General features: G+C 40.1%; 15 protein-coding genes, 1 tRNA gene and 4 pseudogenes. 10 read left to right on the forward strand and 10 right to left on the reverse strand.

The annotated features are described in order from the left end of the window. Window position 1: 1 nt before the first annotated feature. The 5 genes and pseudogenes from P3L47_RS21010 to P3L47_RS23800 form a co-directional block, all read right to left on the reverse strand. On the reverse strand, window positions 2–811 hold the full coding sequence (locus P3L47_RS21010; RefSeq protein ID WP_277782018.1) for a TonB-dependent receptor plug domain-containing protein: 810 nt from the start codon (window positions 809–811) through the stop codon (window positions 2–4). Between the two features lie 285 nt (window positions 812–1,096). Next, a pseudogene (locus tag P3L47_RS21015) lies at window positions 1,097–2,306 on the reverse strand (ATP-binding protein). Between the two features lie 195 nt (window positions 2,307–2,501). Continuing rightward, complete coding sequence (locus tag P3L47_RS21020) at window positions 2,502–3,026, reverse strand: RagB/SusD family nutrient uptake outer membrane protein (RefSeq protein WP_277782019.1); 525 nt, start codon at window positions 3,024–3,026, stop codon at window positions 2,502–2,504. Between the two features lie 64 nt (window positions 3,027–3,090). Beyond that, window positions 3,091–3,987, reverse strand: a complete 897-nt coding sequence (locus P3L47_RS21025; RefSeq protein ID WP_277782020.1) for a RagB/SusD family nutrient uptake outer membrane protein — start codon at window positions 3,985–3,987, stop codon at window positions 3,091–3,093. Between the two features lie 193 nt (window positions 3,988–4,180). Next, window positions 4,181–7,381 (reverse strand): annotated as a pseudogene (locus tag P3L47_RS23800) (SusC/RagA family TonB-linked outer membrane protein). Window positions 7,382–8,020: 639 nt separating this feature from the next. Here P3L47_RS23800 and P3L47_RS21035 point away from each other — a divergent pair. Together P3L47_RS21035 and P3L47_RS21040 are read left to right on the forward strand one after the other, a co-directional pair. Then, window positions 8,021–10,974: pseudogene (locus tag P3L47_RS21035) on the forward strand (SusC/RagA family TonB-linked outer membrane protein). Window positions 10,975–10,985: 11 nt separating this feature from the next. After that, window positions 10,986–12,592 (forward strand): annotated as a pseudogene (locus tag P3L47_RS21040) (SusD/RagB family nutrient-binding outer membrane lipoprotein). A gap of 96 nt (window positions 12,593–12,688) precedes the next feature. Here P3L47_RS21040 and P3L47_RS21045 read toward each other — a convergent pair. From P3L47_RS21045 to P3L47_RS21060, 4 genes are read right to left on the reverse strand one after another with little or no spacing between them, the layout of a single operon-like run. Beyond that, window positions 12,689–14,149, reverse strand: a complete 1,461-nt coding sequence (locus P3L47_RS21045; protein WP_277782021.1) for a TolB family protein — start codon at window positions 14,147–14,149, stop codon at window positions 12,689–12,691. A gap of 12 nt (window positions 14,150–14,161) precedes the next feature. Continuing rightward, complete coding sequence (locus tag P3L47_RS21050; RefSeq protein ID WP_277782022.1) at window positions 14,162–15,472, reverse strand: DUF6057 family protein; 1,311 nt, start codon at window positions 15,470–15,472, stop codon at window positions 14,162–14,164. Further along, window positions 15,469–15,912, reverse strand: coding sequence for a DUF6057 family protein (locus tag P3L47_RS21055; protein WP_277782023.1), 444 nt, complete (start codon window positions 15,910–15,912; stop codon window positions 15,469–15,471). The genes P3L47_RS21050 and P3L47_RS21055 overlap by 4 nt, the downstream gene beginning before the upstream one ends. Window positions 15,913–15,925: 13 nt before the next feature. Continuing rightward, window positions 15,926–17,371, reverse strand: coding sequence for an ATP-binding cassette domain-containing protein (locus P3L47_RS21060; RefSeq protein WP_277782024.1), 1,446 nt, complete (start codon window positions 17,369–17,371; stop codon window positions 15,926–15,928). A gap of 440 nt (window positions 17,372–17,811) precedes the next feature. Here P3L47_RS21060 and P3L47_RS21065 point away from each other — a divergent pair, with 440 nt between their 5' ends. Continuing rightward, window positions 17,812–18,477 carry a 3-keto-disaccharide hydrolase gene (locus tag P3L47_RS21065; protein WP_122361503.1) on the forward strand — a complete coding sequence of 222 codons (666 nt, stop codon included), beginning with the start codon at window positions 17,812–17,814 and terminating at the stop codon, window positions 18,475–18,477. 45 nt (window positions 18,478–18,522) lie between these two features. On the opposite strand, the gene argB is transcribed toward P3L47_RS21065, so the two are convergent. Then, window positions 18,523–19,296: an acetylglutamate kinase gene (gene argB, locus P3L47_RS21070; RefSeq protein WP_277782025.1), complete on the reverse strand. Its 774-nt coding sequence runs from the start codon at window positions 19,294–19,296 to the stop codon at window positions 18,523–18,525. Window positions 19,297–19,366: 70 nt separating this feature from the next. Here argB and P3L47_RS21075 point away from each other — a divergent pair. The 7 genes from P3L47_RS21075 to P3L47_RS21105 all read left to right on the forward strand — a co-directional run bounded on the left by P3L47_RS21075 (window position 19,367) and on the right by P3L47_RS21105 (window position 23,880). Then, window positions 19,367–19,439 (forward strand) — tRNA-Gly (locus P3L47_RS21075). A gap of 341 nt (window positions 19,440–19,780) precedes the next feature. Further along, a complete protein-coding gene (gene nhaD, locus P3L47_RS21080) occupies window positions 19,781–21,211 on the forward strand; it encodes a sodium:proton antiporter NhaD (RefSeq protein ID WP_122361501.1) in 1,431 nt (476 codons plus the stop codon). A 17-nt stretch (window positions 21,212–21,228) separates the two neighbouring features. Continuing rightward, window positions 21,229–21,891 (forward strand): MgtC/SapB family protein, encoded by a 663-nt coding sequence (locus P3L47_RS21085; protein WP_122361500.1) that lies wholly within the window; start codon window positions 21,229–21,231, stop codon window positions 21,889–21,891. Window positions 21,892–21,955: 64 nt separating this feature from the next. Then, window positions 21,956–22,591 (forward strand): hypothetical protein, encoded by a 636-nt coding sequence (locus P3L47_RS21090; protein WP_122353088.1) that lies wholly within the window; start codon window positions 21,956–21,958, stop codon window positions 22,589–22,591. Between the two features lie 12 nt (window positions 22,592–22,603). Continuing rightward, window positions 22,604–22,960 (forward strand): arsenate reductase family protein, encoded by a 357-nt coding sequence (locus tag P3L47_RS21095; protein WP_122361499.1) that lies wholly within the window; start codon window positions 22,604–22,606, stop codon window positions 22,958–22,960. 8 nt (window positions 22,961–22,968) lie between these two features. Further along, window positions 22,969–23,283, forward strand: a complete 315-nt coding sequence (locus tag P3L47_RS21100) for a cupin domain-containing protein (protein ID WP_122361498.1) — start codon at window positions 22,969–22,971, stop codon at window positions 23,281–23,283. 21 nt (window positions 23,284–23,304) lie between these two features. Then, window positions 23,305–23,880: a uracil-DNA glycosylase family protein gene (locus P3L47_RS21105; RefSeq protein ID WP_122361497.1), complete on the forward strand. Its 576-nt coding sequence runs from the start codon at window positions 23,305–23,307 to the stop codon at window positions 23,878–23,880. The last annotated feature ends 3 nt before the right edge of the window (window positions 23,881–23,883 follow it).

The following is a 23,883-nucleotide window of genomic DNA, read 5'->3' on the forward strand; positions in this document are numbered from 1 at the left end:
ATCATTTGAACGAACAATACCTTCCTGCTCTGTAAACCCGAAAGATACATAATACTGACTTTTTGTCTGTACCACCGCTGGCAGCAACGTTGTGATTATGCTGGAAACCGGTCTGGAAGATATAATCGTTCCATTTTGTATCAGGATCTGAAGCATTATAAACCGCTTGTCCTTTCTCATCCCAGTTCTCTAATTTTTCATTAGCGATCATGACAAAATCTTTTGCACCCAAAAGATCATGTAATTTAGCTGCACTGGCTGCACTTACATATCCGTCATAAGTAACTTTAGCACGTCCTTTTGTTCCCTTTTTCGTAGTGATCAAAACAACGCCATTCGCTGCACGTGAACCATAAATGGCCGTAGCAGCACCGTCTTTTAATATTTCAACTGATTCAATATCATTCGGGTTTATATCCGACATGGCATTGAATGAAGCATACAACTGTCCCAGACCGGTTTTACCATCTCCATTGTCTCCGGTAGCGATAGGCATACCGTCTACAATAAACAGTGGTTGTGAGCTGGAGCTGATGGTACTCATACCGCGAACCTTAAACTGAGGTCCAGCACCGAGTACTCCGCTAGGGGTTGTAACTTGTACCCCGGCAGCACGTCCTGCCAGCTGGGTATCAAATGAGGATGCTACCAGGTTGCTAAGCGCTTCGCCTCCAACTTTGGCGATAGAGCTTGTAACATCTTTCTTGCGTTGAGTTCCATAGCCTACAACGACAACCTCATCGAGGTTCTGTGTATCTGATTTCAACTTGATATAAACCCTGGAAGACACCGCCAGCTCTTGAGTTTCCATACCTACGTAAGAAACGACCAGCGTCTTTGCAGAACTACGCGCATTACTAAATCACTGATTAATAGAATGTTATATGCTTGTATGTTATTTGTTTACTAATATGGAAAATACATTTGTTAGAGATTTATTATTAAATCGGAAGTGTATTTTAATATTGATTATCAACAAGTTTTTACACTGTTTAAATTAGATATAATAAATCGGGTAGAATTTGATATTAAAATATAAACACTCAAATTCTACCCGATATACAAGGTTTTCTAACTGCTTAACAAAGTGGGAAAGTTATTTGAATTCCATCAAAAATTTGCGGATCGGAATCTGTTTTATTCCTTCATATGAAATCCCCTCTATTTCATCCATTGTAATAACCATCTTAGGATAATTGTCCTTTATTGCTAAGAGGTTTCCAAATTCACGCTCATAAGTTTTGGGATCCATTACAGAATAGGCTACTTGTATATATATTTTTCTCCATCTTTCACACCAACGAAGTCTATTTCTTTATCTCCATCCCTTCCTACCGATAAAGTGTAGCCGTTGACAAGAAGATGATGGCATACAATATTCTCTAATACTTGTGCTATATCGTTTGCTCTGAAAGGACGGATCGCATGTCGAATCCCCAAATCTTCAAAATAATATTTTTCTCCGATTTGAAACTGACGTTTTCCCTGGATATCTGACGGACGTAACCTTTTTACAAAGTAAGCATTATTCAGATAATTCAAGTATTCTAATATGGTTTTAGGAGGCAAATCGACACGTTGAGATTTAAGGTATTCACTTATTTTATTGGCTGAAAACAAATTACCAATCGTATCAGCCAAATATATTGTTAAATCCTGTAACTGTCTGACATTCCTTATATTATATCTATTTACTACATCCTTAAGTATAATTGTGTCATAAATACTTCGTAAATAATCCGAAACCAGTAATTCATTAAAAGGTAGATTTATTAAATATGGTAAACCTCCAAACTTATAAAACTTAGTGAAAGAATCGGAACTATCTTCCAACTTATGAAACAGTAAGAACTCTTTATAAGTCAAACTATATATTTTAAATTCGATGTACCGACCGCTTAAATAGGTTGCCAATTCACTTGAAAGCATATTAGCATTACTTCCAGTACAATATATATCATAACTTCCTTCTGCAAAGAAATGTCGCAATGCTTTCTCAAAACTCGCAATATCCTGTACCTCATCAATAAACAAAAAACATTTATTGTTCGGATCATTACGTTTCTGTGTTACATAATTTATCAGATCTGCATAGTCTTTTAAGCTGTCGAATTCAAACAATTCTTTATTAATATAGATTATATCCGAAAGCGGGTATGAGATGCGTATATAATCCATTAATTGAAAAGAAGAAAACTTTTTCCAACACGGCGTTGACCGGTCAGAACTTTTATCATCTGTGTATTGACAAATGGTTTGATACGATCAAGATATAAATCTCTATTATAGAACTCCGGAGTTTTCATTTTTTATTACTTATAAGTAAAACTAAAAGCAAATATAGCACTTTTATTTCTTATAAGAAATAGATACTACTTGTAATTAAAGTTATTTGGTGTTACCTGATATCCTTCACTGAGTAGGGGGAACATGTTTGGGCGAACAAAAAAAAGAAGGCATCCCGGAGGACACCTTCTTTTCTATAATATTGCAAATTCTAATTAGTCAACTACTCCATCAGTCAGACCTGCACCTTCACCACTCTGTGGTAATGTACCTTCATTATTATTGTCTGATTCCGAAATACCGTTGTTGGCATTAATTTCATTACGCGGGATACGCATCAGCAACCAACCGTTGTTGGCAGCCAAATTAAATTTGAATCCATCCGGGAAGTTACTCTCGACACGATTGTTGAAACGAACAACATTTTTCTGAAGACGTAGGATATCAAATAAAGCAAATCCTTCTCCCCACAATTCAACACGGCGCTGCATCCATACTTCATCCTGGAATCCTGTAGCAGAAGTAGCTTTGCTTGTATAAGACGGATCACGATAATTCTTTACGAAATCTTCCAGGATACGTTTTCCACCACCGAGATCTCCGCTCATAGCTTTAGCTTCAGCCTGGATCAAGATCATTTCTTCTGCACGCATCATACACCAGTCACCGGCATTGATGTTATTCCCCAAAATACCCTGATAAGCACCAAACTTAACGTTTGTATAAGGAAGATATGCCATTTTACATCAGGAACTACCAACGGTCCGATAGGTTGTCCATCGTAGCCTCTCCAAGATACATTTTTCAGGTTCGGAGAATCCAGTTTTCATCTACCCACCATCCTTTTCTTACATCCGTATCCGGTATCTTCGTATAAAGCAGCGTATTGATCATTTTATAACATCCAACACCACAAGAATATGAATCACCAGAGAAAGAAGAAATCACAGAAGGCCATGAAGGATAAGCATCCGGCATATTGGTCGGAGTCAGAATCAACGCCCACATCCAGTTATGGTCATTAGAATCAACGAAACCCGGTTTGCTTACTTCGTCACGGCTATAAGGAGTATATCCGCCTAATGCATTTGTTGCATCTTCATAAGCAGCAGCCCAGTTTTGCATAACCAGATTTGCACGAGCGCGAAGTCCATAAGCCACATTCTGATCGATCTCGTTTTTAGACTTTCTGTTGTATCCTTCCAACAAAGGAATTGCAGTATTCAGGTCGTCCATGATCAAGTCATATACTTCTTGAACAGATGCACGCGGATTATTCAACAGATCACCTTCTACCTTATCTGTCACAATCGGAACAGCCGGCTTACTTTCATTTCCTTTATAAGTGAACTGATACTGCTGAACCAGTGTCAGATAATCGAATGCACGGGTTGCGATAGCTTGTGCCTTATAGTAATTAAGTGTTTTATCCGTATTATCTTCCGGGATAGTGGCGATAATATCGTTTGCCATTTTAATGCGGTTGTAAATCATAGCCCAACGCATATTCGGATTTGCATAATTATATATTCTATCCGCATATTCACTGGCAACGGAGAACCAGTTATATCCACTGGCATCACTCACCATGTCCGCTCCATTCAAATCCAGCGACAAACAAGCTGCCGGATAACCGAAGTCGTCATCACGTGGATTATCTTCACCATACACACAATACTGTTTACCGATTGAAAAGTACATACCGCTCAAATCGGCTGCTACACGTTCGGGAATTGCTTCCGCTATTTCCTGTTTCTAGTCAGAAGTAGAATTTCCGCCTTCGGGTTGTGTATCTAGATCTGTACAAGAGGCAGTTGCCAAAACCAGTCCCGGAATTAATATCCATGATTTATTTATAAATTTCATAATCTTCATCTTTTTTGTTTACAATAAATTAGAATGTAACACTGATACCTCCTGACAAACTACGGAGTGCAGAATATTTTGCACCTACGGCATCATCATTACCGAAGTATGCAACACCTAAGTTCTGGCGAGCATCAAGACCTTTTCTGGAAGCGATAAGTGCCACGTTATCTCCAGAGAAGAAGATACGCAAGTTATTTACCATAAATTTAGTTGTCCATTTTTTCGGGAATGTATATCCTACCATCACGCTATTCAAGCTCAAATAGTTAGAGCTCTGAAGGAATCGTGAAGACAAATCCTGATTTCTCTTATCTGCACTGCTGATACGAGGGATATTGCTGCCTTTATTGGTTTCACTCCATGCATTCAAAATATCTTTGTGCCAGTTAGTACCTGCTGTATTTGCCTCACCACTGTGCATCAACTGTTGGTAAGAATAGTCGTACACTTTACCACCCAATTGATAAGACAATCCTACAGAAACGTCAAATCCGCGATATTGAACAGAAGTACCGAAACCTCCGTATATCTTAGGCAAAGTAGAACCTAAATCTGATTGCTTGGCTGCACTGAAATCATCAGTAGTAGTCATGTCTCCATTATCCGGATCTACATAATATAAAGCCTTGCCTGTTTCAGGATCAACGCCTGCATCTTTAACCAAATATGCGTTATACAAAGAACCTCCGACATTACGGATAGTTACAGAACTCTTGATACCGCCATTATTCTTTGCTGTCTCTGCGGATCAAGAATCTTGTTCTTATAATGAGTCATGTTCAGATTGAATGACCATGTCAAATCTTTCGTTCTGATAATATCAGCATTCAAATCTAATTCAACACCTGCATTTCTCATAGAACCAACATTCATCGGGATCGTTGAATAACCTAATGAAATAGGCACCGGCTGGTTGTAAAGCAAATCGACTGTCTTACGGCTGAAATATTCGAAACTACCGCTTAATCTTTCTTTGAACAAGGTAAATTCAAGACCGGCATTAAAACTATATGAAGTTTCCCAGGTTATATCCTTATTACCTTTGTAAGTAAATGATGTTGCAAAATCACCAGCACTGTTAGATACAGTATACTGATCCAAATAAGCATAATAGTTAGGAGTAATACCATCTGTAAGCAACAAGTTGTCATTACCTTGTACACCATAACTGGCTTTTATCTTCAACAAGTCGATCCATGTAGCATCCAGATTCTTGAAGAACTCTTCCTTGTTCATCAACCACGCAGCACCAACACTACCGAAGTTACCCCAACGGTGATCCGGGTGGAAACGTGAAGAAGCATCGCGACGATAAGAAGCAGAAGCAAAATACTTTCCATCATAGTCATACTGAACACGAGCCAGAATACCGAGTGTAGAATAAGTATCCGTAGAGGAACTTACAGTCGGAGGTGTTTGGATAGCATTGCTAAGTTCACCAATGAACGGGTTATAAAGTTTTTGTTTGAACCTTCCATTTTACGGATTTTCAGATTATAAGATTCATAACCTACCAATGCGTTGATATTATGTGAACCGAAACTTTGCTTATAAGTAAGCAAATATTGCTGGTTCAAACCGATATTTCTTTCATTCTTAACGTTTACATAACCTTCAGAACCAACAGCTCCGCCATAAAAGGATTGTTCAGGATAGAACTTCTTTGGTTACTTGAGTTTACACCGACATTTGCTGTAAACTGCAAGCCTTTATACAAATCAACGATTGCGTAAAATTTAGTATTCAATACATCTGTATATGCATGGAATTTATCCAGTTCCAAAGTTACGCCCGGATTAGCCATAGGCATGAAAGGACGAACCTGACCTGTAGAGTTACCAAAGTCATAAACAGTATAACCGCGATTATCCACCTTTATGCTACCGTCATTATTTCTTACATAGATCGGATAAACCGGAGCAATCAGGTCGGTAATATAGAAAAGGTTACCAGATGAACCCCATTTGTCCTGAGCATCCGGAGCCTTACTGTCATAATATGTATAAGCCATATTTGCACCAATCTTCAACCAGCTCTTTGCCTGGTAGTCTACTTTTGAACGCCCTGTATAACGAGTAAAACCTGAGCCGGAAATAATACCTGCATCATCCAAATAACCTAAAGAGAAATAATAATTGATCTTTTCAGAAGCACCTGATACTGTTGCGTTATATTCCTGACGTAAATTTCCTTTATTAAAAGTATTATCATACCAGTCATCCGGTGTATAATAATAAGAACCATCACTGTAACCTAATGTTGCATTAGGATTGATACGACCGTCTGTACCGATAAAATCTTCTCCGTTAGGAGTAGTATAAACCTGATATCCTACTCCACCATTGTCTGAAGAGAAAATATTATTCAATGCATAAGCACGAGCATCCGCAGCACTTCCTCCGGCATAAGCTTTGCTGTTATACAGAGCCTTGTATGCTGTTTCATAATACATGGCAGGGTCTTTCATTACATTATATTGAGGTACGGCACGTGAATTGCTACCCCATTTTGCATCGACAGTTACTACTGCTTCTCTAGCAGTACCTTTTTTAGTTGTAATCAATACAACACCATTTGCACCACGTGCTCCGTAGATTGCACTGGCATAAGCATCTTTCAGTACACTCATCGATTCGATATCGTTCGGGTTGATCGCTGCAATATCACCATCATAAGGAACGCCGTCAACTACGTATAAAGGAGAACTGCTAGAACTCATAGAACCAATACCACGGATACGGATAGTAGCAGCTTTTCCCGGTTGTCCGTTTGCACTCACACCCTGTACACCGGCTACCTGACCAGCCAAAGCATTTGTAACGTTTGCAACTTGGCGTTCTGCAATCTTTTCTGCTTTCATTGTAGATGCAGATCCTGTGAACGCTGATTTCTTTGCCGTACCGTAAGCTACGACCATTACTTCTTCCAAAGCCTGTGAACTAGACTCCATTAGTACCCGCAGTTTAGGCTTAATTGCCAATTCTTGGGTTTCCATACCCACGTACGAAATTACCAGAGTCTTTGCAGAACTTGGTACATCCAAAGAGAACGCACCATCAAAATCAGTCACTGTACCGACCATCGTACCCTTTACGACAATCGATGCACCAATAATTGGCTCATTGTCATCCGCCGAAATAACAGTACCTGTTACTTTGGTCGTCTGAGCATTAGCCAATCCAATGCCTAAAAACAGGCAAAATAGAAGATAAGTCAACTTCTTCATAGACACACTTTTTTATTTAACTTATAGATAACTAATTTGTACTATATTATGTATAATTCGCCTAAAACCTATTCTAAAACATATCTGAGAAGCTGCAAATGTAATAATAAATTTATTATAACACTACAAATGTAACAGGAATTTACAAAAAACAGACTGTTAATTAACTAAATAGTCCTTCAAATGGCTGTTTTCTGATAATTATTCATCTTCCTATTTCATAAATTAACAGGGCTGATAGTTTAAATTTTCTTATTTTTAACCGGACCTTGTTTATTCTTCTAGGTAAGTAAATCATGCTCTAAAAAGGTGTTGGGTCCATTTTGGTAGAAAAGACAAAGCTTTTTTTGCCCTAAATTTATGCAGAAATACAGTACGCACTGTTGAAACGTAACGCCGCATGGATCTTTTTCAATACTCATTTTTCGTATAAAGCATCTTGATCTTTTATTTTTTTACTCTAAAAAAAGTCGTAATCAAGAATATTTCTATTTCTAAATTAATAAGATAAAAAGTGCATAAAAGTTACCCATATCTATATAGTAATGTACTCCCCTGAGTCTGCTCATCATGAATGATGGGTGATAAGTGAATAAAAAACATAGTTCTGCAAAGACTCTGGTAATTTCGTACGTAGGTATGAAAAGCCAGGAAGTCTCTGTTAAGCCTGTGATAAATATTCTGTTAAACTCTGATACACAGAATATTGAAGAAGTTGTTGTTACAGCAATGGGGATTTCTAAAGAAAAGAAAGCATTAGGTTATGCTGTTCAGGATGTAAAAGGAGATGATTTAACACGTGCAGCCAGCACTAGCATCTCTTCTGCATTACAAGGAAAAGTTTCGGGTGTAGATATTACTCCTTCATCAGGTATGCCAGGAGCCTCCTCTCAAATCACGATTCGTGGTGTCCGTTCTTTTACGGGTGACAATACTCCGCTGTATGTAATTGATGGTATGCCCATTGCATCTGCTGCAGATATTGACACAGACAAAAGAAATACTGGTAGTGTTGCTGGAGCAGACTTTGCTAACCGTGCTGTCGACCTGGACCCTAACGATATTGAAAGTATCAATATCCTAAAAGGCCAAGCCGCTTCTGCCCTTTATGGTATGCGTGCTTCTAACGGCGTAATTGTTATTACAACTAAGAGTGGAAAAAATGCAAGAAAAGGTAAGCCTTCTATCACATTCACTTCTAATCTGGCATTCGACAAAGTATCAACTCTTCCTGAATTCCAGAAAGAATTTGCACAAGGTAGCGGTACATTCTCTCCTACATCTTCATTAGCGTGGGGACCGAAAATATCCGACCTAGCAAATGACCCCAATTATGGAGGTAATACGGATAATACTTATACACAGCAGTATGGTAAACATGAAGGAATGTATTATGTGTCTCAGCGTGCAGCAGCCGGATTAGATCCTTGGGCTACACCGCGTGCTTACGACAACGCCAAGAATTTCTTCAACACAGGAGTATCCTGGAGCAATAACGTCAATGTTGCACAGGCGTTTGATAAAGGTAATTATTCATTCTCATTAGGTAATAATACTACCGAAGGTATTATTCCTAATACAGGTATGGACCGTTACAATGCAAAATTGAATGCTACAGCCAATTTAAGCGAGCATTGGACAACAGGTTTCAGCGGAAACTTTGTAACATCAAAGATCAGAAAACAGAGTGCAGGTAATGAAGGTGTTGTCGCAACTATTTATGGTTCACCCTCCAGCTATGACTTTAACGGCATTCCTTCGCACGTAGACGGCGACCCTTATACACAAAACAACTACCGTCCTACTACATTCAATAATGCTTACTGGGCTAGCGAAAATAACTCTTTCGTAGAACGCTCACAACGCTTTTTCGGTAATGCCTATACACAGTATAAGACCCAATTTGGCGAAAATCATATTCTGACAGCAAAATACCAGTTAGGAGCAGATGCTTACAGTACCATTTATTCCGATAATTACGGATATGGCGATAAAAGTTATTCAAGTGGTTACTCTCGTCAGGACAGTTATCATATCAATGAAATGAACTCTTTGTTCACATTGAATTACGACTGGAAAATTACTCCGGAATTGGATTTAAATGTATTATATGGCAAATGAATTTGTAAATAAATCTACAAGAATTACAACCGGTGAAGGATACAACTTTAACTTTCCGGGCTGGAATCATATCGGTAATGCTACAACTTTCCAAGCCAATCAAAGTACAACTAAAAAGCGTACAGTAGGTAATTTCGGAAATTTGGCTTTATCTTGGAAAAACATGCTGTACCTAAACGCAACTGTTCGTAATGACATCGTATCTTCCATGCCGCGTGGTAGTCGTTCATTTACTTATCCTTCTGTCTCTTTGGGATGGATCTTTACAGAACTACCCGCTTTGAAAGACAATAATATTCTTACATTTGGTAAAATACGTGGTTCTTATGCAGAAGTTGGTATGGCCGGAGATTATGTAGATAATTTATATTATACACCAGGATATGGTGGTGGTTTCTCAGCAGGTACTCCTATTCAATATCCGTTCGGTTCTACAACCGCGTATATCCCTTATTACAAAATATATGACCCGAATTTAAAGCCGCAGAACACCAAATCTTATGAACTAGGTTTAGATTTGACTTTCCTGAACGGTTTGGTTTCTGTAAATTATACCTACTCTCGCCAAAACGTAAAAGATCAAATCTTTGAAGTTCCATTGTCAACTTCTACCGGTTATAGTTCTATGGTAACAAATGGCGGGGCTATTCACACTAATTCTCATGAGATCACTTTAACAGTTAAACCGATCGAGAAAAAGAATATTTACTGGGACTTCGGATTTAACTTCTCTAAAATCGACAATTATGTGGATGAACTGGCAGAAGGCGTAAATAGCATTATGTTGGGAGGTTTCGTAACACCTCAGGTACGTGCAGGTATCGGTGATAAATTCCCGGTTATTTACGGTTCCGGTTATTTGCGTAATGATGCAGGACAGATCATTGTCGATGAAAATGGTTTGCCTCAAGCAGGTGAACCTCAGGTTATCGGTAAAGTTTCTCCAGACTTCCGTTTAGGATTCAATACAACATTCGAACTGTATAAGTTCCGTTTATCAGCAGTTCTTGATTGGAAACAAGGAGGACAGATCTATAGCGGAACAATGGGTGTTCTTGACTATTATGGTGTAACTCAACGTTCTGCCGATTATCGCAAAATGTCCGAATTCTTATTTGAAAAATCAGCGGTTAAACAAAATGCTGACGGTTCTTATTCTCCGAATGATATCAAGATCAAAGGAGAAAATGCCTACGACTACTTCAACGCAATGAATGCTATCGATGAAGCCAGTGTTTACGATAATTCATTCATCAAACTGCGTGAAATATCTTTTAAGCTACCCTGTCTTTGAAAAATCATATTTAAATATTACTGCTAGTGTATTTGCACGTAATATTCTTCTTTGGTCTCAATTACCAGGTCTTGATCCGGAAGCGACTTTAGGAAACAACAACATGGCTGGTGCATTCGAACGTTTCTCTATGCCGGGAAGTTCTAGTTACGGTTTCGGTTTAACATTCAAATTTTAAACAAAAATAATATGAAAGTTAGATATAATAAAATTAAAACATATCTGTCTGTAGCTTTAGTAGCCGGAGTTTTGTTCTCTTGCTCTGAAGACAAAATGGACAAGATCAACCAGGATATAGACAATCCGCACAGTGTCGATGCTAAATTCATTCTGACAGATGTAATCACTTCTACAGCATTCAGTAATATCGGTGGCGATTTCAACCACTACTTTTCTTCTTATGTAGAAAATGAAGTTGGTATTTTCAATCAGTTATACAATGCTGAAACCCGTGTTTCTGAGGTTTATTCATCTGCCACCTTCAACAATATTTTGGGAGGAGTTTATAGTTCATTGAAAAATGCACGTATTATTATCGACAAATGCTCGGAAGAAGGAAGTCAACCCGGTAACTATACAACAAAAGGTATGGGTGAAGTTTTGGCTGCTGTAAATGCAGGTCTGATAGCTGATGCTTTTGGAGATGCACCTTTCAGCCAGGCAGCATTGCCTCAATTAGACAATGGTAAACCTCAGTTCATGACACCGGAGATGGACAAACAGAAAGATATTTACACTGCTATCATTGCCTACCTGGATGCCGCTATTGAAGACCTTCCTAAAGGAGATACACATGCAACAGGTAAACCCGGAGCTCAGGATATTCTGTTCAAAGGAGATGCCAACAAATGGTTAAAGTTAGCTTACGGACTAAAAGCACGTTATACAATGCATACATTAAATGTGACGGAAGATAAAACCGCTGCATTAAATACAGTTTTAGAATGCTGCAAAAAAGCTGCACAGAATGCTGGTGATCAAGCAGCTTTCAATGTGTATGACGGTGTTGCTAATTTAAACCCTTTGTTTGATTTTTTCTATAGCCGCGAATATACTGCAGCCAGTGCCAGTCTGACAAAAAAACTGATCGTTCGTAATGATCCACGCTTACATCGTGCTTTTGCTGATGCTCGGTGCCGATGAAAGTCCGGGTGCCGAAGGTTTTACAGCAAACAATTAACAGGAAAGGAAGAGAACTTCTTATCCATGATGGCTCCCAACGGCAAGCCTCAACAGGTACAGGAAGTTTATAACACATCTATTTTCTTGTTTGCTGCAACTGCGCCTACTATGTTCATGAGTTACCATGAAGTTAAATTCCTGGAAGCTGAAGCTTTAGTAAGATTAAATCGTTTGGAAGAAGCAAAAGCAACATTGAAAGAAGCTATTGTTGCCGGTTTGATGAATATGGAAGTTAGCGTTGATGCAGCTTTGGAAAACACCTCTGTTCCGGTTAAAGGTAACTCAACAGAAGCTGTAACAATAGCAGAGGCTGAAGAATATTTTGAGACAGAAGTTGTTCCTTTGTTCAATGCAGATCCGCTAAAAGAAACAATGATCCGTAAGTATCGGCATTTTGGGGAGCGAACGGTGAATCAACCGAATGCTATAACGGCGTACGCCGTTTGAAATCAGAAGGTCATGACATCTATGACTTCGAGAATCCGGGTAAATTTCCGCTACGCACGCCTTACGGCAGCGATGACGTTACAACCAACCCTAATGTTAAAAATGCTTATGGCAATGGTCAGTATGTATTTTCTGAAAATGTTTGGTGGGCCGGAGGAAGCCGATAAACGAAATACTCATTTCAAATAAAAAAGAAGACCGGTAAAGTTGCTGTTGAACTTTACCGGTCTTTCTTTTTTATTTCTATCAAGTAACTTTTTTATTTATTTCACAAACTTCACATCGATACCTTTATCTTCTTTTGCTTTTAGCCCGAGGACTCTCCCTCCTACTTTCACCTTTCCGGTAATAAATTCCGGGATATTATAGGACATCATAAAACGGTCATAAAATCCGGTATCTTTCTGAGGCAACAGAAATGGTTTGCATGCTTGTCCGTTCTCATCGATATAAGCGATATACAGACGCGTATACAACCCGTCTATCCGACGACTGCTGAAGATGACCCAACGACTGTTACTGCTCCAGGAATGATAGCTTTCCACATCATCGCTATTCAATATATCCAAAGGTGTGCTTTCGCCGGTTGACAAATCAGCCATATACAGATCGGCATCTTTATGCCAAATAGAAAAATTACCATAACCGGACAGCGTATACATCAAGTGTTTTCCATCCGGAGACACACGGGGGAAAGATGCACTTTGTTCTGAAACAGAAGCGTTATATAAAGTATCCACTACCGAACCGAAGCTTCGGGTATCCGGATCAAAACCGATAGAACACAAGCTATATTTAATTTCGGAATATTCTTCCGGAATAGGACGGGGAACAGCCGTGCAGAAATAAAGTGTTTTCCCGTCCGGAGAAAACGTGGGAAAAGTTTCAAAAGCATCTTTTGAAAACAGCCTGGCTGTTGTGACAACTTCATGTTTCACCACGTCATATACAACCACGTCTGAAGCCTCATCAAACACCTCTATACGGTTCCTGTCATTTGCATGGAATCCCTGTTTTGTATTATTCACAGAAAATGCGACATACTTTCCGGAAGGATGCCAGGAAGGATATACCAAAGATGAAATCGTTTGTTCCGTTTTTGTATTCAGTTTCTCGATCTTATCACCATCGACCAGGATTGTTCCCGGATAGGTTTCTCGCATGTGGAATAACATCTTATCGGGATTTTGCATACAGAACGAATGGCAATTCACACAATTCCTGCCACTCATCTTATTCTCGATGATCGGAGTTTCTGTATAGTTTTCCAAATTGCGCTGGTAAAGTCCCATTTTATTCCATAGAGTATATCCCGGAGCGATCAGACGGTAAGCAATATAAGGATCGATCGGTTCTGCCGCCACACTCCATTTGACAGGAGCATATTCCAGCCACTTTCCCTTCTCTTTCACACGGACAACCACCTCTACCGTATTTCCTGTTGCAGACGATAAAAGTTTCTTCCATTTAGAGATCGGGAAAACAAATTGGTTATCCTTTGCCCTCACTTCCACCTGCTGACCGGCGTACGACAAAACGACCTGTGCATCTTCGACAGAATCCTTCAGGGAGAAATTCAAAGGAGCGATATTTGCCGGAATTGTTATATCCGCATAATCCGGAACAATAGCTGGCTTTCTATCCAATGTTTCACTCACCTGAACCGAATCCGAACATGAAAAAAACAGGGTCAGCAAAGCTATATATTTATAATTTCCATTCATATTCCATCTCTTTTATTTAAACATAAAATAAAACCAGTACGTATCTCCATAAGCCCGTCTCATCAATCCGGGCAACGCATTTTTATTATTCCGGTTTCCTAATACCTGTTTCTTGTATTCGGCAAAACGCTGCACCACAGACGGAGAAATATCGAAACGTTTCCAATAATCCGGTTCAGCCTCCGACAAAGTGATCACAGCTTCCTGAAAAGATTTCGGCAATGAAGGAAGGACCTCCGTACCATAATAAGTCTCCACCATCTTTTTGAAGCCATCCATATTCTTCGCCAGCAAATACAAAGCCCCCAGATACTGGATAGCCGCTTTATTTTTCGGATTAGCCTCTGCAACCATGCACAAATCTTTTTCCATATAGTTTATTTCGGAAAGATAATTTTCCTTTGGCAGGCATTTACGCCTTGATCCTAATGCCGAATCCTGCTCTACCGCAGCATCGTTATATAAAAACTTCCGGTGTTCATCTGCCCAATTCTTATAATAAACCGTATTCCCCAATATATTCAGATACTTTTCCGCTACCTGATATTCTCCGTAAATAATATTTGTGCGGACAAGCCTTTTCAGCATTCTCGGATCCCCCTCTCCTATGGCGGTCGCATAAGCCTCAAAAGCCATTTCCTGCGCCATTGCCGAATTGCCCATCGCAAAAGCAATATCACTCAATAAAGAAGATATCTGTTCAGTTTTATTCCAACCGACCATCAATCCCTGCGGACCTCTCTGATCGAAATTGAACATCTGATCTGCCAATTCTCCTCTCTGTGCCAAAGCCAGATTCAGATAGCACATATTCAAATAATTAGTCAACGTACCTTTACTGGCATCCAGGATCTTATCCCATTGCTCCGTTCTTGCATAATAATCCAGTTCTTTCACCTTGGCTGACTTTCTATCTCCGTACTTTGGAATACCCCACCAACAGAACGCAAATAAAAGAGCCAGTTGTAAAACAACTCCTGCGATTCTTGTTTTTTTACCGATCTCTTTCTTCCTTTTCCTCAGCAGAAAAGCTACAATCAGAATGAGAGGGAATGAAATCCATGAATAATAGATGACAGATTTAGGCTCCAATGCCGTATGATAATATGCATCCGGTAAAAAGGCAAAACGGTACTCTCCCAACAAGGCAAAATAAACACTGCAAATTCCACATAAGCTCCCCAACAGAACAGCTAATAAAACCCAGTAAAACTTCGGAGTTTTATTCAGGAACTCATAAATCAAAACAGACAGGGCAAACAAACATGCCACCGCTCCCGCCAGCCCATAAAGCAACGGTGTCACAACGATCTCTGCTATCATCCGCCATTTATCATCCGATATACGCAAGCACAAATACAGAGCGGAAGCATCAGATTGAACGCAATCGTTCCGAAAACCAGATAATTGAAATCAAAATGAAGGAACATAAGCAAAATAACTGGTATCAGATAAAGCAGGAACAACCCTGTACCCGGTACGATCCGGCGGACGATTCCTCTCATTCCAATCCCTGCGAACAGTAGCAATACAGCCGTAATCCCTGCCCCGGCATACGGATACCGAAAGAACTGCACTAAAAATTCAGATAAGGTTAACGCAAATCCGCCTGGCATAGACAATTTGCCGGAGATATATTCACCGGTAAACTGAAACAACTGGCTTTGCTCAATAAAAAAGAAATGGAATCGACTATATTCCTGTAAAAAGACGAACAAAGCAGCCAATACAACCAACCAGAAAGCTGTGACTTTCAATCTCATGGTATTATGATTTTTAAGTATGTTTAATCAGTTCGAAACGCCTGTCGACACACGAAGGTAATTCATGCGGATAGTGGGTTACGTAAATCAGTGTCTTTCCCGGACGCGCACAAAACTGCTCGATCACATGTGCTGCTTTCCGCTTATTACTGATATCGAGGCCATGCAACGGCTCGTCCAGAATGATCAGATCCGGATCTTTCACAAAAGCCCGTGCCAGCAAAGCCAGCCGCTGCTCGCCGGAAGACAATGTCAGAAATGAACGGTCTTTCAACTCTTCAATACCAAAGACACGCATCCATGCCAAAGCAACAGCCTGCTGTTCTTCCGTACATTTACGATACAGCCCGATAGAATCAAAAAAACCGGAACCTACAATATTCAGAGTCGGCACATTCTCCATATAAAACAGATGCATCTCCGGAGAAACATACCCTATCCTTTTCTTTATATCCCAGATACTTTCACCCGATCCCCGCTTCCGGTCAAACAAAAATAAACTATTTGCGTAAGATTGCGGATTATCGGCATAAATCAGACTCAACAAAGTAGATTTTCCGGCTCCGTTAGGACCGAATAAAGCCCACTTTTCCCCGTTTTTCACTTCCCAGTCCAGTTCTTTCAGGATCGTACGACTGCCGTATTTTATAGAAACATGTTCCATACGGAATGTAATTTCATGTACGGATGGTTCTTTGTCTGACAGAGGTAATGACAAATCCTCCGGATGACAGGGAAACAAATGTGCCTGCAACTCCTTATCCGCCATAAATTCCGCACGTGTACACGGTTCATAAGGTTTCCGGTTATGTACAGGAAGAACATGAGTAATCATTTCCGGAATATCACCCGGATTCGACAACAACAGAATAACCTGTACATTCTCCAGTTTCGCCATTTGCTGCAACAGACTTACCAAAACATCGCGCGAAGCGGCATCGAGACCGATAAAAGGATTATCCAATATCAAGATGCGCGGATGGCTCAACAAAGAACGGACAATAAGGAATTTGCGCAGCTCCCCGCTGGAAAGAAAAATAAGTTTCTTAGGCAATAAATCTGCGATGCCGAAAAAAGAAAGTATCTTTTGCAAATCATCCGTTCTGGAATGATCTTTCAATATTTCCTCCACCGTCGGCACCTCATCTGTCTCCGTGGAATGCCAACGTTGCTGATAATATGTGTTCCGGCAATCGGCTAATGAATAAATATCCTTGAATGCTATACTTTTGATCAGGTTACTGACTTTGTCGTCATAACCAAAGATCACCTCTCCCTCTTTCAATGCAAACTTACGCTGCATCAGATCGGCAATCAAAGTTTTTCCCGAACCGTTAGGTCCCACTATCGCCCACTGTTCCCCTTCGTTGATTGTCCAGCTGAAAGGTTCAGCAAAACGCAGTTCCGGCAAACGGGTCACTACATTATTTATATAGGCTATCGCTTTATTATTTTCCATTGTTCTTAATTTGTCTCCCCAAAGGTAAATAGTTTATTTATAAAATTAAGCATACCGGTGCAAAAGGAGCCATTAGAAAAGGGATTACTCATCCCGAGCAATCCCTTATTATATATACAGGCCTGGTATGTCTATGAAATTCTTACAAATTAGTTATTTTAATGCCTGTAAATTCCCTACTCAACTCAACGATTCTATTCAATACATATTTATCGTATTCATTATTTATCCTGTTTAATTCAGTAATCAGACCTTAGTCTTTATGAAACAAAAGTAATAAAACAAAGGAAAAAAGCAATAGAAAATATCATTTTTTATACAAAAGCACGCAGTTTGCTATCAATCAAAAAGCAAGAGTAATATTTCATCCTTTTTACTCGCTGATTAAAACAGATTCTCTATCTTTGAACACCTAATTTATTTTTATTAAAATCAATAACATGAAACGACTAGTTTTTTTCTCAATTCTCATTCTGGGTATCATCAGTATCCTTTGTATTTCTATATCCGGCAACAAATGGAAACCGTTATTTGGTGAAAACCTGTCCGATGCCAGCTACAATCCGGAAGTCTGGAGTTTGACAGACGGCGTGCTTGCAGCCGTTCAGGATGAATCTATCTGGACAAAGACCGAATATGAAAATTTCGAACTGGATCTGGATTTCAAGACTGACGTAGGAACTAACAGCGGTGTTGTCATCTATTGTACCGACACCCAGAACTGGATTCCCAATTCCGTAGAAATACAGATAGCAGACGATCACTGTGAAAAATGGGGAAATGGAAAGCCTTATGAAAAATGCGGAGCTATTTACGGTCATTTAGGTGCCAGTCAGGACAAAGTGGTAAAAAAGCCCGGAGTATGGAATCATATGCGTATCAGATGTTCAGGACAACACATCAGTGTGATTCTGAACGGAAAGAAAGTAACGGAGATGGACATGAGCAAATGGACTTCCGGAACAGTAAACCCGGATGGCAGCGAAATCCCCAGCTGGTTACCCAAGCCTTTTGCTGAACTTCCGACAAAAGGATACATCGGATTGCAAGGCAAGCATGGAGACTCCCTGATTTGGTTCCGTAACGTAAAAGTAAGAAGCTTATAATAAAAAGGAAAGAGGAAAGTTCGATTGACTTTCCTCTTTTTATTTTCAATAAACCTTTGTTCCTTTTCCCTGATGGATTTCAGAAGCTTGTGTTATAATAACCTCTTTCACTCCGGCATCGATGGACTGGAATGAGTTTTCCAGTTTCGGGATCATACCTCCCTGTATAACGCCCTCTTCTACCAATTGTTTAAAAACAGCACGGTCCAATTCGGGAATAACACTTTCGTCATCATTCTCGTCTCTCAGCACTCCCTTTTTCTCAAAGCAAAACACCAAAGTCACATCAAAATGCTTTGCCAGGGCTTTGGCTGCCTCTCCGGCAATCGTATCAGCATTTGTATTCAGCATATGTCCCTGTTTGTCATGTGTCAAAGGTGCCAGTACCGGAACAATCCCCTGATGAATAAGCGAGGCCAGCAAATCTGCATTCACTTCTTTTACATCTCCCACGAAGCCATAATCGACTTCGGCCACCGGACGTTTATCCGAACGCATCAGGTTCATATCGGCTCCGGTCAATCCCAGTGCATTCACATTTAAGGCCTGCAAACCGGCAACAATATTCTTATTCACCAGTCCGCCGTATACCATCGTTACGACTTTCAGCGTTTCAGCATCCGTTACCCTGCGTCCATTCACCATTTTACTTTCGATGCCCAGCTGGCTAGCCAGCTTAGTTGCAGAACGTCCTCCGCCATGCACCAGCGCTTTAAAACCCTCTATCTGAGAGAAATCGCGAAGCAGATTTTTCAACGTTTCTTCTTCCTCTACGATTTTTCCTCCGACTTTTATAAGCGTAAGCTTTTCTTTCTTCATATTTGATAAAATATTTTAGCGCCAAAGTTACTAAAAAAAGAAAAGATTTAATACTTTTGTAGCGCTCAACGCGGTAGTAGCTCAGTTGGTAGAGCATTAGCTTCCCAAGCTAAGGGTCGTGGGTTCGAGTCCCATTTACCGCTCACAATCAAACAGGAGGAAAACGAAGCTGTTTTCTTCCTGTTTTTTTTAGCATTCGACGTAATACAAACAACTGATAAATGCTTACAAAAACAGTATTGTTAAAAGTGTTTCACAGTAATGAAACAGTTGTTTCTTCTAAGTGAAACACTTGTTTCATTACTATGAAACACTTTTTTATATGTAGTTTAAGCGAACATTCGAATATTCCACCTGTTCAATACTGTCTATTGCCGAATAGCACAGGTCTATAAAAACAATTCATCCAAAATGAGTGTTAGTTCTATATTATTCCTACATTTGCATCAGTTAACTAAAATTAAAAAGAAAAAGAAGAATTGCCATGTTGACAGTAATGATTTTTGTTTTTTTGATTGGATACCTATGTATTGCTTTAGAGCATCCATTAAAAGTAAACAAAGCCGGAACAGCCTTATTAACAGGTACTATACTTTGGGTTTTATACACATTTGCTGCGCCAGATTTAATCCCACTCGCTTCTGCAGAAGAGTTCAAAGAATTTTTAGATGCTTATCCGGCCATCGCAGAACTTCCATTCGTCGAACAGTGTACCCGCTTTGTCGTTGAACATCAGGTACTCGACAGTATTGGTGAAATTGCAGAAACTTTGATATTCCTGATTGGAGCCATGATCACTGTCGAGTTGATAGACGCTCACGGAGGTTTTATGTTTATTACGAACCGTATCAAAACCAATCAAAAAAAGAAACTATTACTATTGATCGCATGTATCACATTCTTTATGTCTGCCATACTCGATAACCTGACGACTTCCATCGTTATGGTCATGCTGATGCGGAAACTGCTTGGCAACTACAAAGAACGCTGGGTATTCGGAAGCGTTATCATTATTGCAGCGAACAGCGGTGGTGCCTGGTCACCCATCGGCGACGTAACGACGATCATGCTTTGGGTAAGAGGGAATATTTCTTCTTCCTCAACCATCCCCCATCTGATTTTACCCAGTATAGTATCAGCATTGGTACCTGTATTGATCATGATGCGTTTTTTACATGGGAAAGTAACTCCACCCAATGCATTCGTCGATAATGAGAATAACGAATTACTGAAAGAATTAAGGACAAAAGAAAAATTATCCATACTGATACTGGGTATATTCTGTCTCATATTCGTGCCTATATTTAAAACAGTCACTCATTTACCACCATTCATGGGAATCCTGATGGGGGTCGGCATTTTATGGGTATATACGGAATTAATGTATAAACGGAATATCGCAAATGAAGATATAAAGTTACGTCTGTCTAAAATAGTCCGCCGGATAGACGGGGCGACCTTATTGTTCTTCCTCGGAATCCTTCTGGCGGTCGATGCCCTTCGTTGTAGCGGCGTATTGACTGATTTTGCATTTTGGCTGGATGAAACCGTAGGAAATGTATACGCCGTAAACCTGATCATCGGTACATTGTCGGCAGTCGTAGACAACGTTCCGCTGGTAGCCGGGGCGATCGGAATGTATCCGGTAGCAAACGAGGCCATGATCGCTACAGCCGCAGATCCTACCTATATGGCACACTTTGTCATGGATGGTACTTTCTGGCAATTCCTGGCCTATTGTGCCGGTGTCGGAGGAAGTATGCTGATCATCGGATCGGCAGCCGGAGTCGTTGTCATGGGACTGGAACGTATTAATTTTATTTGGTATCTCAAAAATATTTCGTTACTTGCATTCCTCGGATATTTATCGGGGGCCGGAGTTTATATTTTACAAAAAGTTCTATTGGGACTATAATAAAAGGAGACACTAATATGTTATGGGATTTTATTCTGAGATTATTCATTGCTGGTATTCTCGGAGCCGTAGTTGGTCTTGACCGGGAATACAGGGCTAAAGAGGCCGGCTATCGTACGCACTTTCTGGTGTCGCTGGGAAGTGCCCTGATCATGATCGTGTCTCAATATGGCTTCCAACAAATCATTCAGGAAAACAGTGTATCGCTCGATCCGAGCCGTGTGGCGGCACAGGTAGTAAGCGGTATCGGTTTTATCGGAGCCGGAACAATTATCATCCAAAAACAATTTGTACGCGGCCTGACCACTGCTGCCGGAATATGGGCAACAGCCGGAATCGGACTTGCGATTGGAGCCGGCATGTATGGCATCGGAGTTGCAGCAACTATCCTGACGTTAATGGGGCTGGAACTGCTGAGCTATATCTTTAAAAGCCTGGGGATGAAAAGCTCGATGATCATTTTCTCCACCAATGAGAAAGAAATTATAAGTAAAGTAACGCATGTGCTGAATGATAAAGGCTATTTACTTGTCTCCTATCAAATGGAAAAAGTCAGCCATTCAGACGTGGATACTTTCATCGTCACATTGGTCATTAAAGCCAAAAAAAGTACAGACGACAACCAGTTATTACTCTTTATGGAAGATTTTCCGGAAGTAACAGTCGAGAGAATTGAATAGAATGACTGAAACGGGGACAAGTTTTAGTATATTTGTCCCCGTAATCATTATATAACAAATACACATGAATATCATTTCTAAACTTTTCAAGAAAGAAAAAGAGGAAACCGAAGCATCGTCAAAGGGTAGCGTGGAAGAATTCGTATCGCTTATCCGCGTTTATTATCAAGCCGTAATGGCAGTACAACTGGGTATAACCAATATCAACATGCTATCGGATATGGCCCTTTTCAAAAGGATGCTGAAAATCCCGACACAAAATAACAAACCAGGTATTGCAGAAAAGTCACGGGTTCGCAAGATACTGATGCAGGATTACGGCATGAAAGAAAGTTTTTTCAAAGAAATAGATGCGTCGGTAAAAAAGAACTGTAAGTCGCAGAACGATATCAAATCGTACTTTTTCCTTTTCCAGGGATTCTGTAACGATTTGTTTTCTTTACTGGACAACCTGATGCAATGGAAATTCCGTTTCTCGATGCTAGTAAAAAAGCTGTTATACAATCAAACGGCAAAAACAATCCATGAGATCGTAACCCGTTCGGAATGGAAAGAAGTCAGCGTTCAGAAAACGGCATGGAGCATCCGTAAATACAAAGAAACATTAGGCTATTCGGAAGAATGGATGACGGATTTTGTTTACAATGTCGTCCTGTTAGCCAAAGAAGATGCTAAGAACCAGCGTAAAAAAGACAAATAAATCCCTAAGGTTATGAAATATCTTTTTTTAGAATATCCGAAATGCGGAACCTGTCGGAATGCAAAGAAATGGCTGGATGAACGGAAGGTTTCTTACGAAGACCGTCATATCATCGACCGGAATCCTTCTGTCGAAGAATTAACTGAATGGATAGAACGTAGCCAATTACCATTGAAGAATTTCTTTAATACGAGTGGATTGGTCTATAAAGCAATGCAGTTGAAAGACAAATTGCCGTCCATGAGCGAAAAAGAGCAGATCGAATTGCTGGCTTCCGATGGAAAACTGATCAAACGCCCTTTGCTGGTGAGCGAAAACCAGGTTCTGGTCGGTTTTAAAGTTGCAGAATGGGAAGAATCCGTTAAATAGTAAAATATATGAAAGAGTTCATCACCCCTCCGGATCATATTCATTTCCTGGCAAAAAAGCTATTTGCAGACTGCGGGGAAATTATCGACGGTTCTATTGCCTATTTGGAAAAAGGCGGTGGTGGACCTACTTCTCTACATACTCACGAGCATAATCATCTGTTCATTGTGGTCAGCGGGCAAGCCAGAGTTGAACTCGATGGCGAGATCAGGATCGTAGATGCAAACGAATCGTTTCTCGTAAATGGCCATATTCCCCATTCAGTATGGAATAATATAGATGGTACGACCGTCATGATCGGTATTTCTGTAAAAGCAAAATAATCATCTTATCTGTCATAGCATATGGTTTCAGAATTACACCCGTTAGGTTTCTTCCTGCCTGAACATACCAAACTTTTGATGCTGGGAAGTTTCCCCCCTCCCATGCCACGTTGGTCTATGAATTTCTACTATCCGAATATCCAGAATGACATGTGGCGTATTCTCGGATTGCTATTTTATAGTAATAAGGAATATTTCCTGGAAAGTAAGAAAGCGTTCAGTGAAGAAAAAGCGAAGAAGTTTTGCCTGGAAAAAGGAATCGGTATCGGTGATACGGCAATGGAAATTATCCGGTTAAAGAATAATGCTTCCGATAACTTCCTGCAAGTGATCAAGCCTATCGACCCGGAAGAGGTTTTGTCGCAAATACCGGAATGTAAAGCTATTGTCGTTACAGGACAGAAAGCAATGGATACCCTCCTATCGGTTCTGCCTCCGACAGAAGAACCTAAAGTCGGCAGCTACTCGACTTTCACCTTATTGGACCGGACATTCAGGTTGTACCGGATGCCATCCTCTTCACGTGCTTACCCCAAACCGCTGGAAGAGAAAGCTGCAGTTTACCGGGGTATGTTTGAAGGGCTGGGGATGCTTTAACAC

The organism is Parabacteroides chongii (assembly GCF_029581355.1).
Lineage (GTDB): Bacteria > Bacteroidota > Bacteroidia > Bacteroidales > Tannerellaceae > Parabacteroides > Parabacteroides chongii.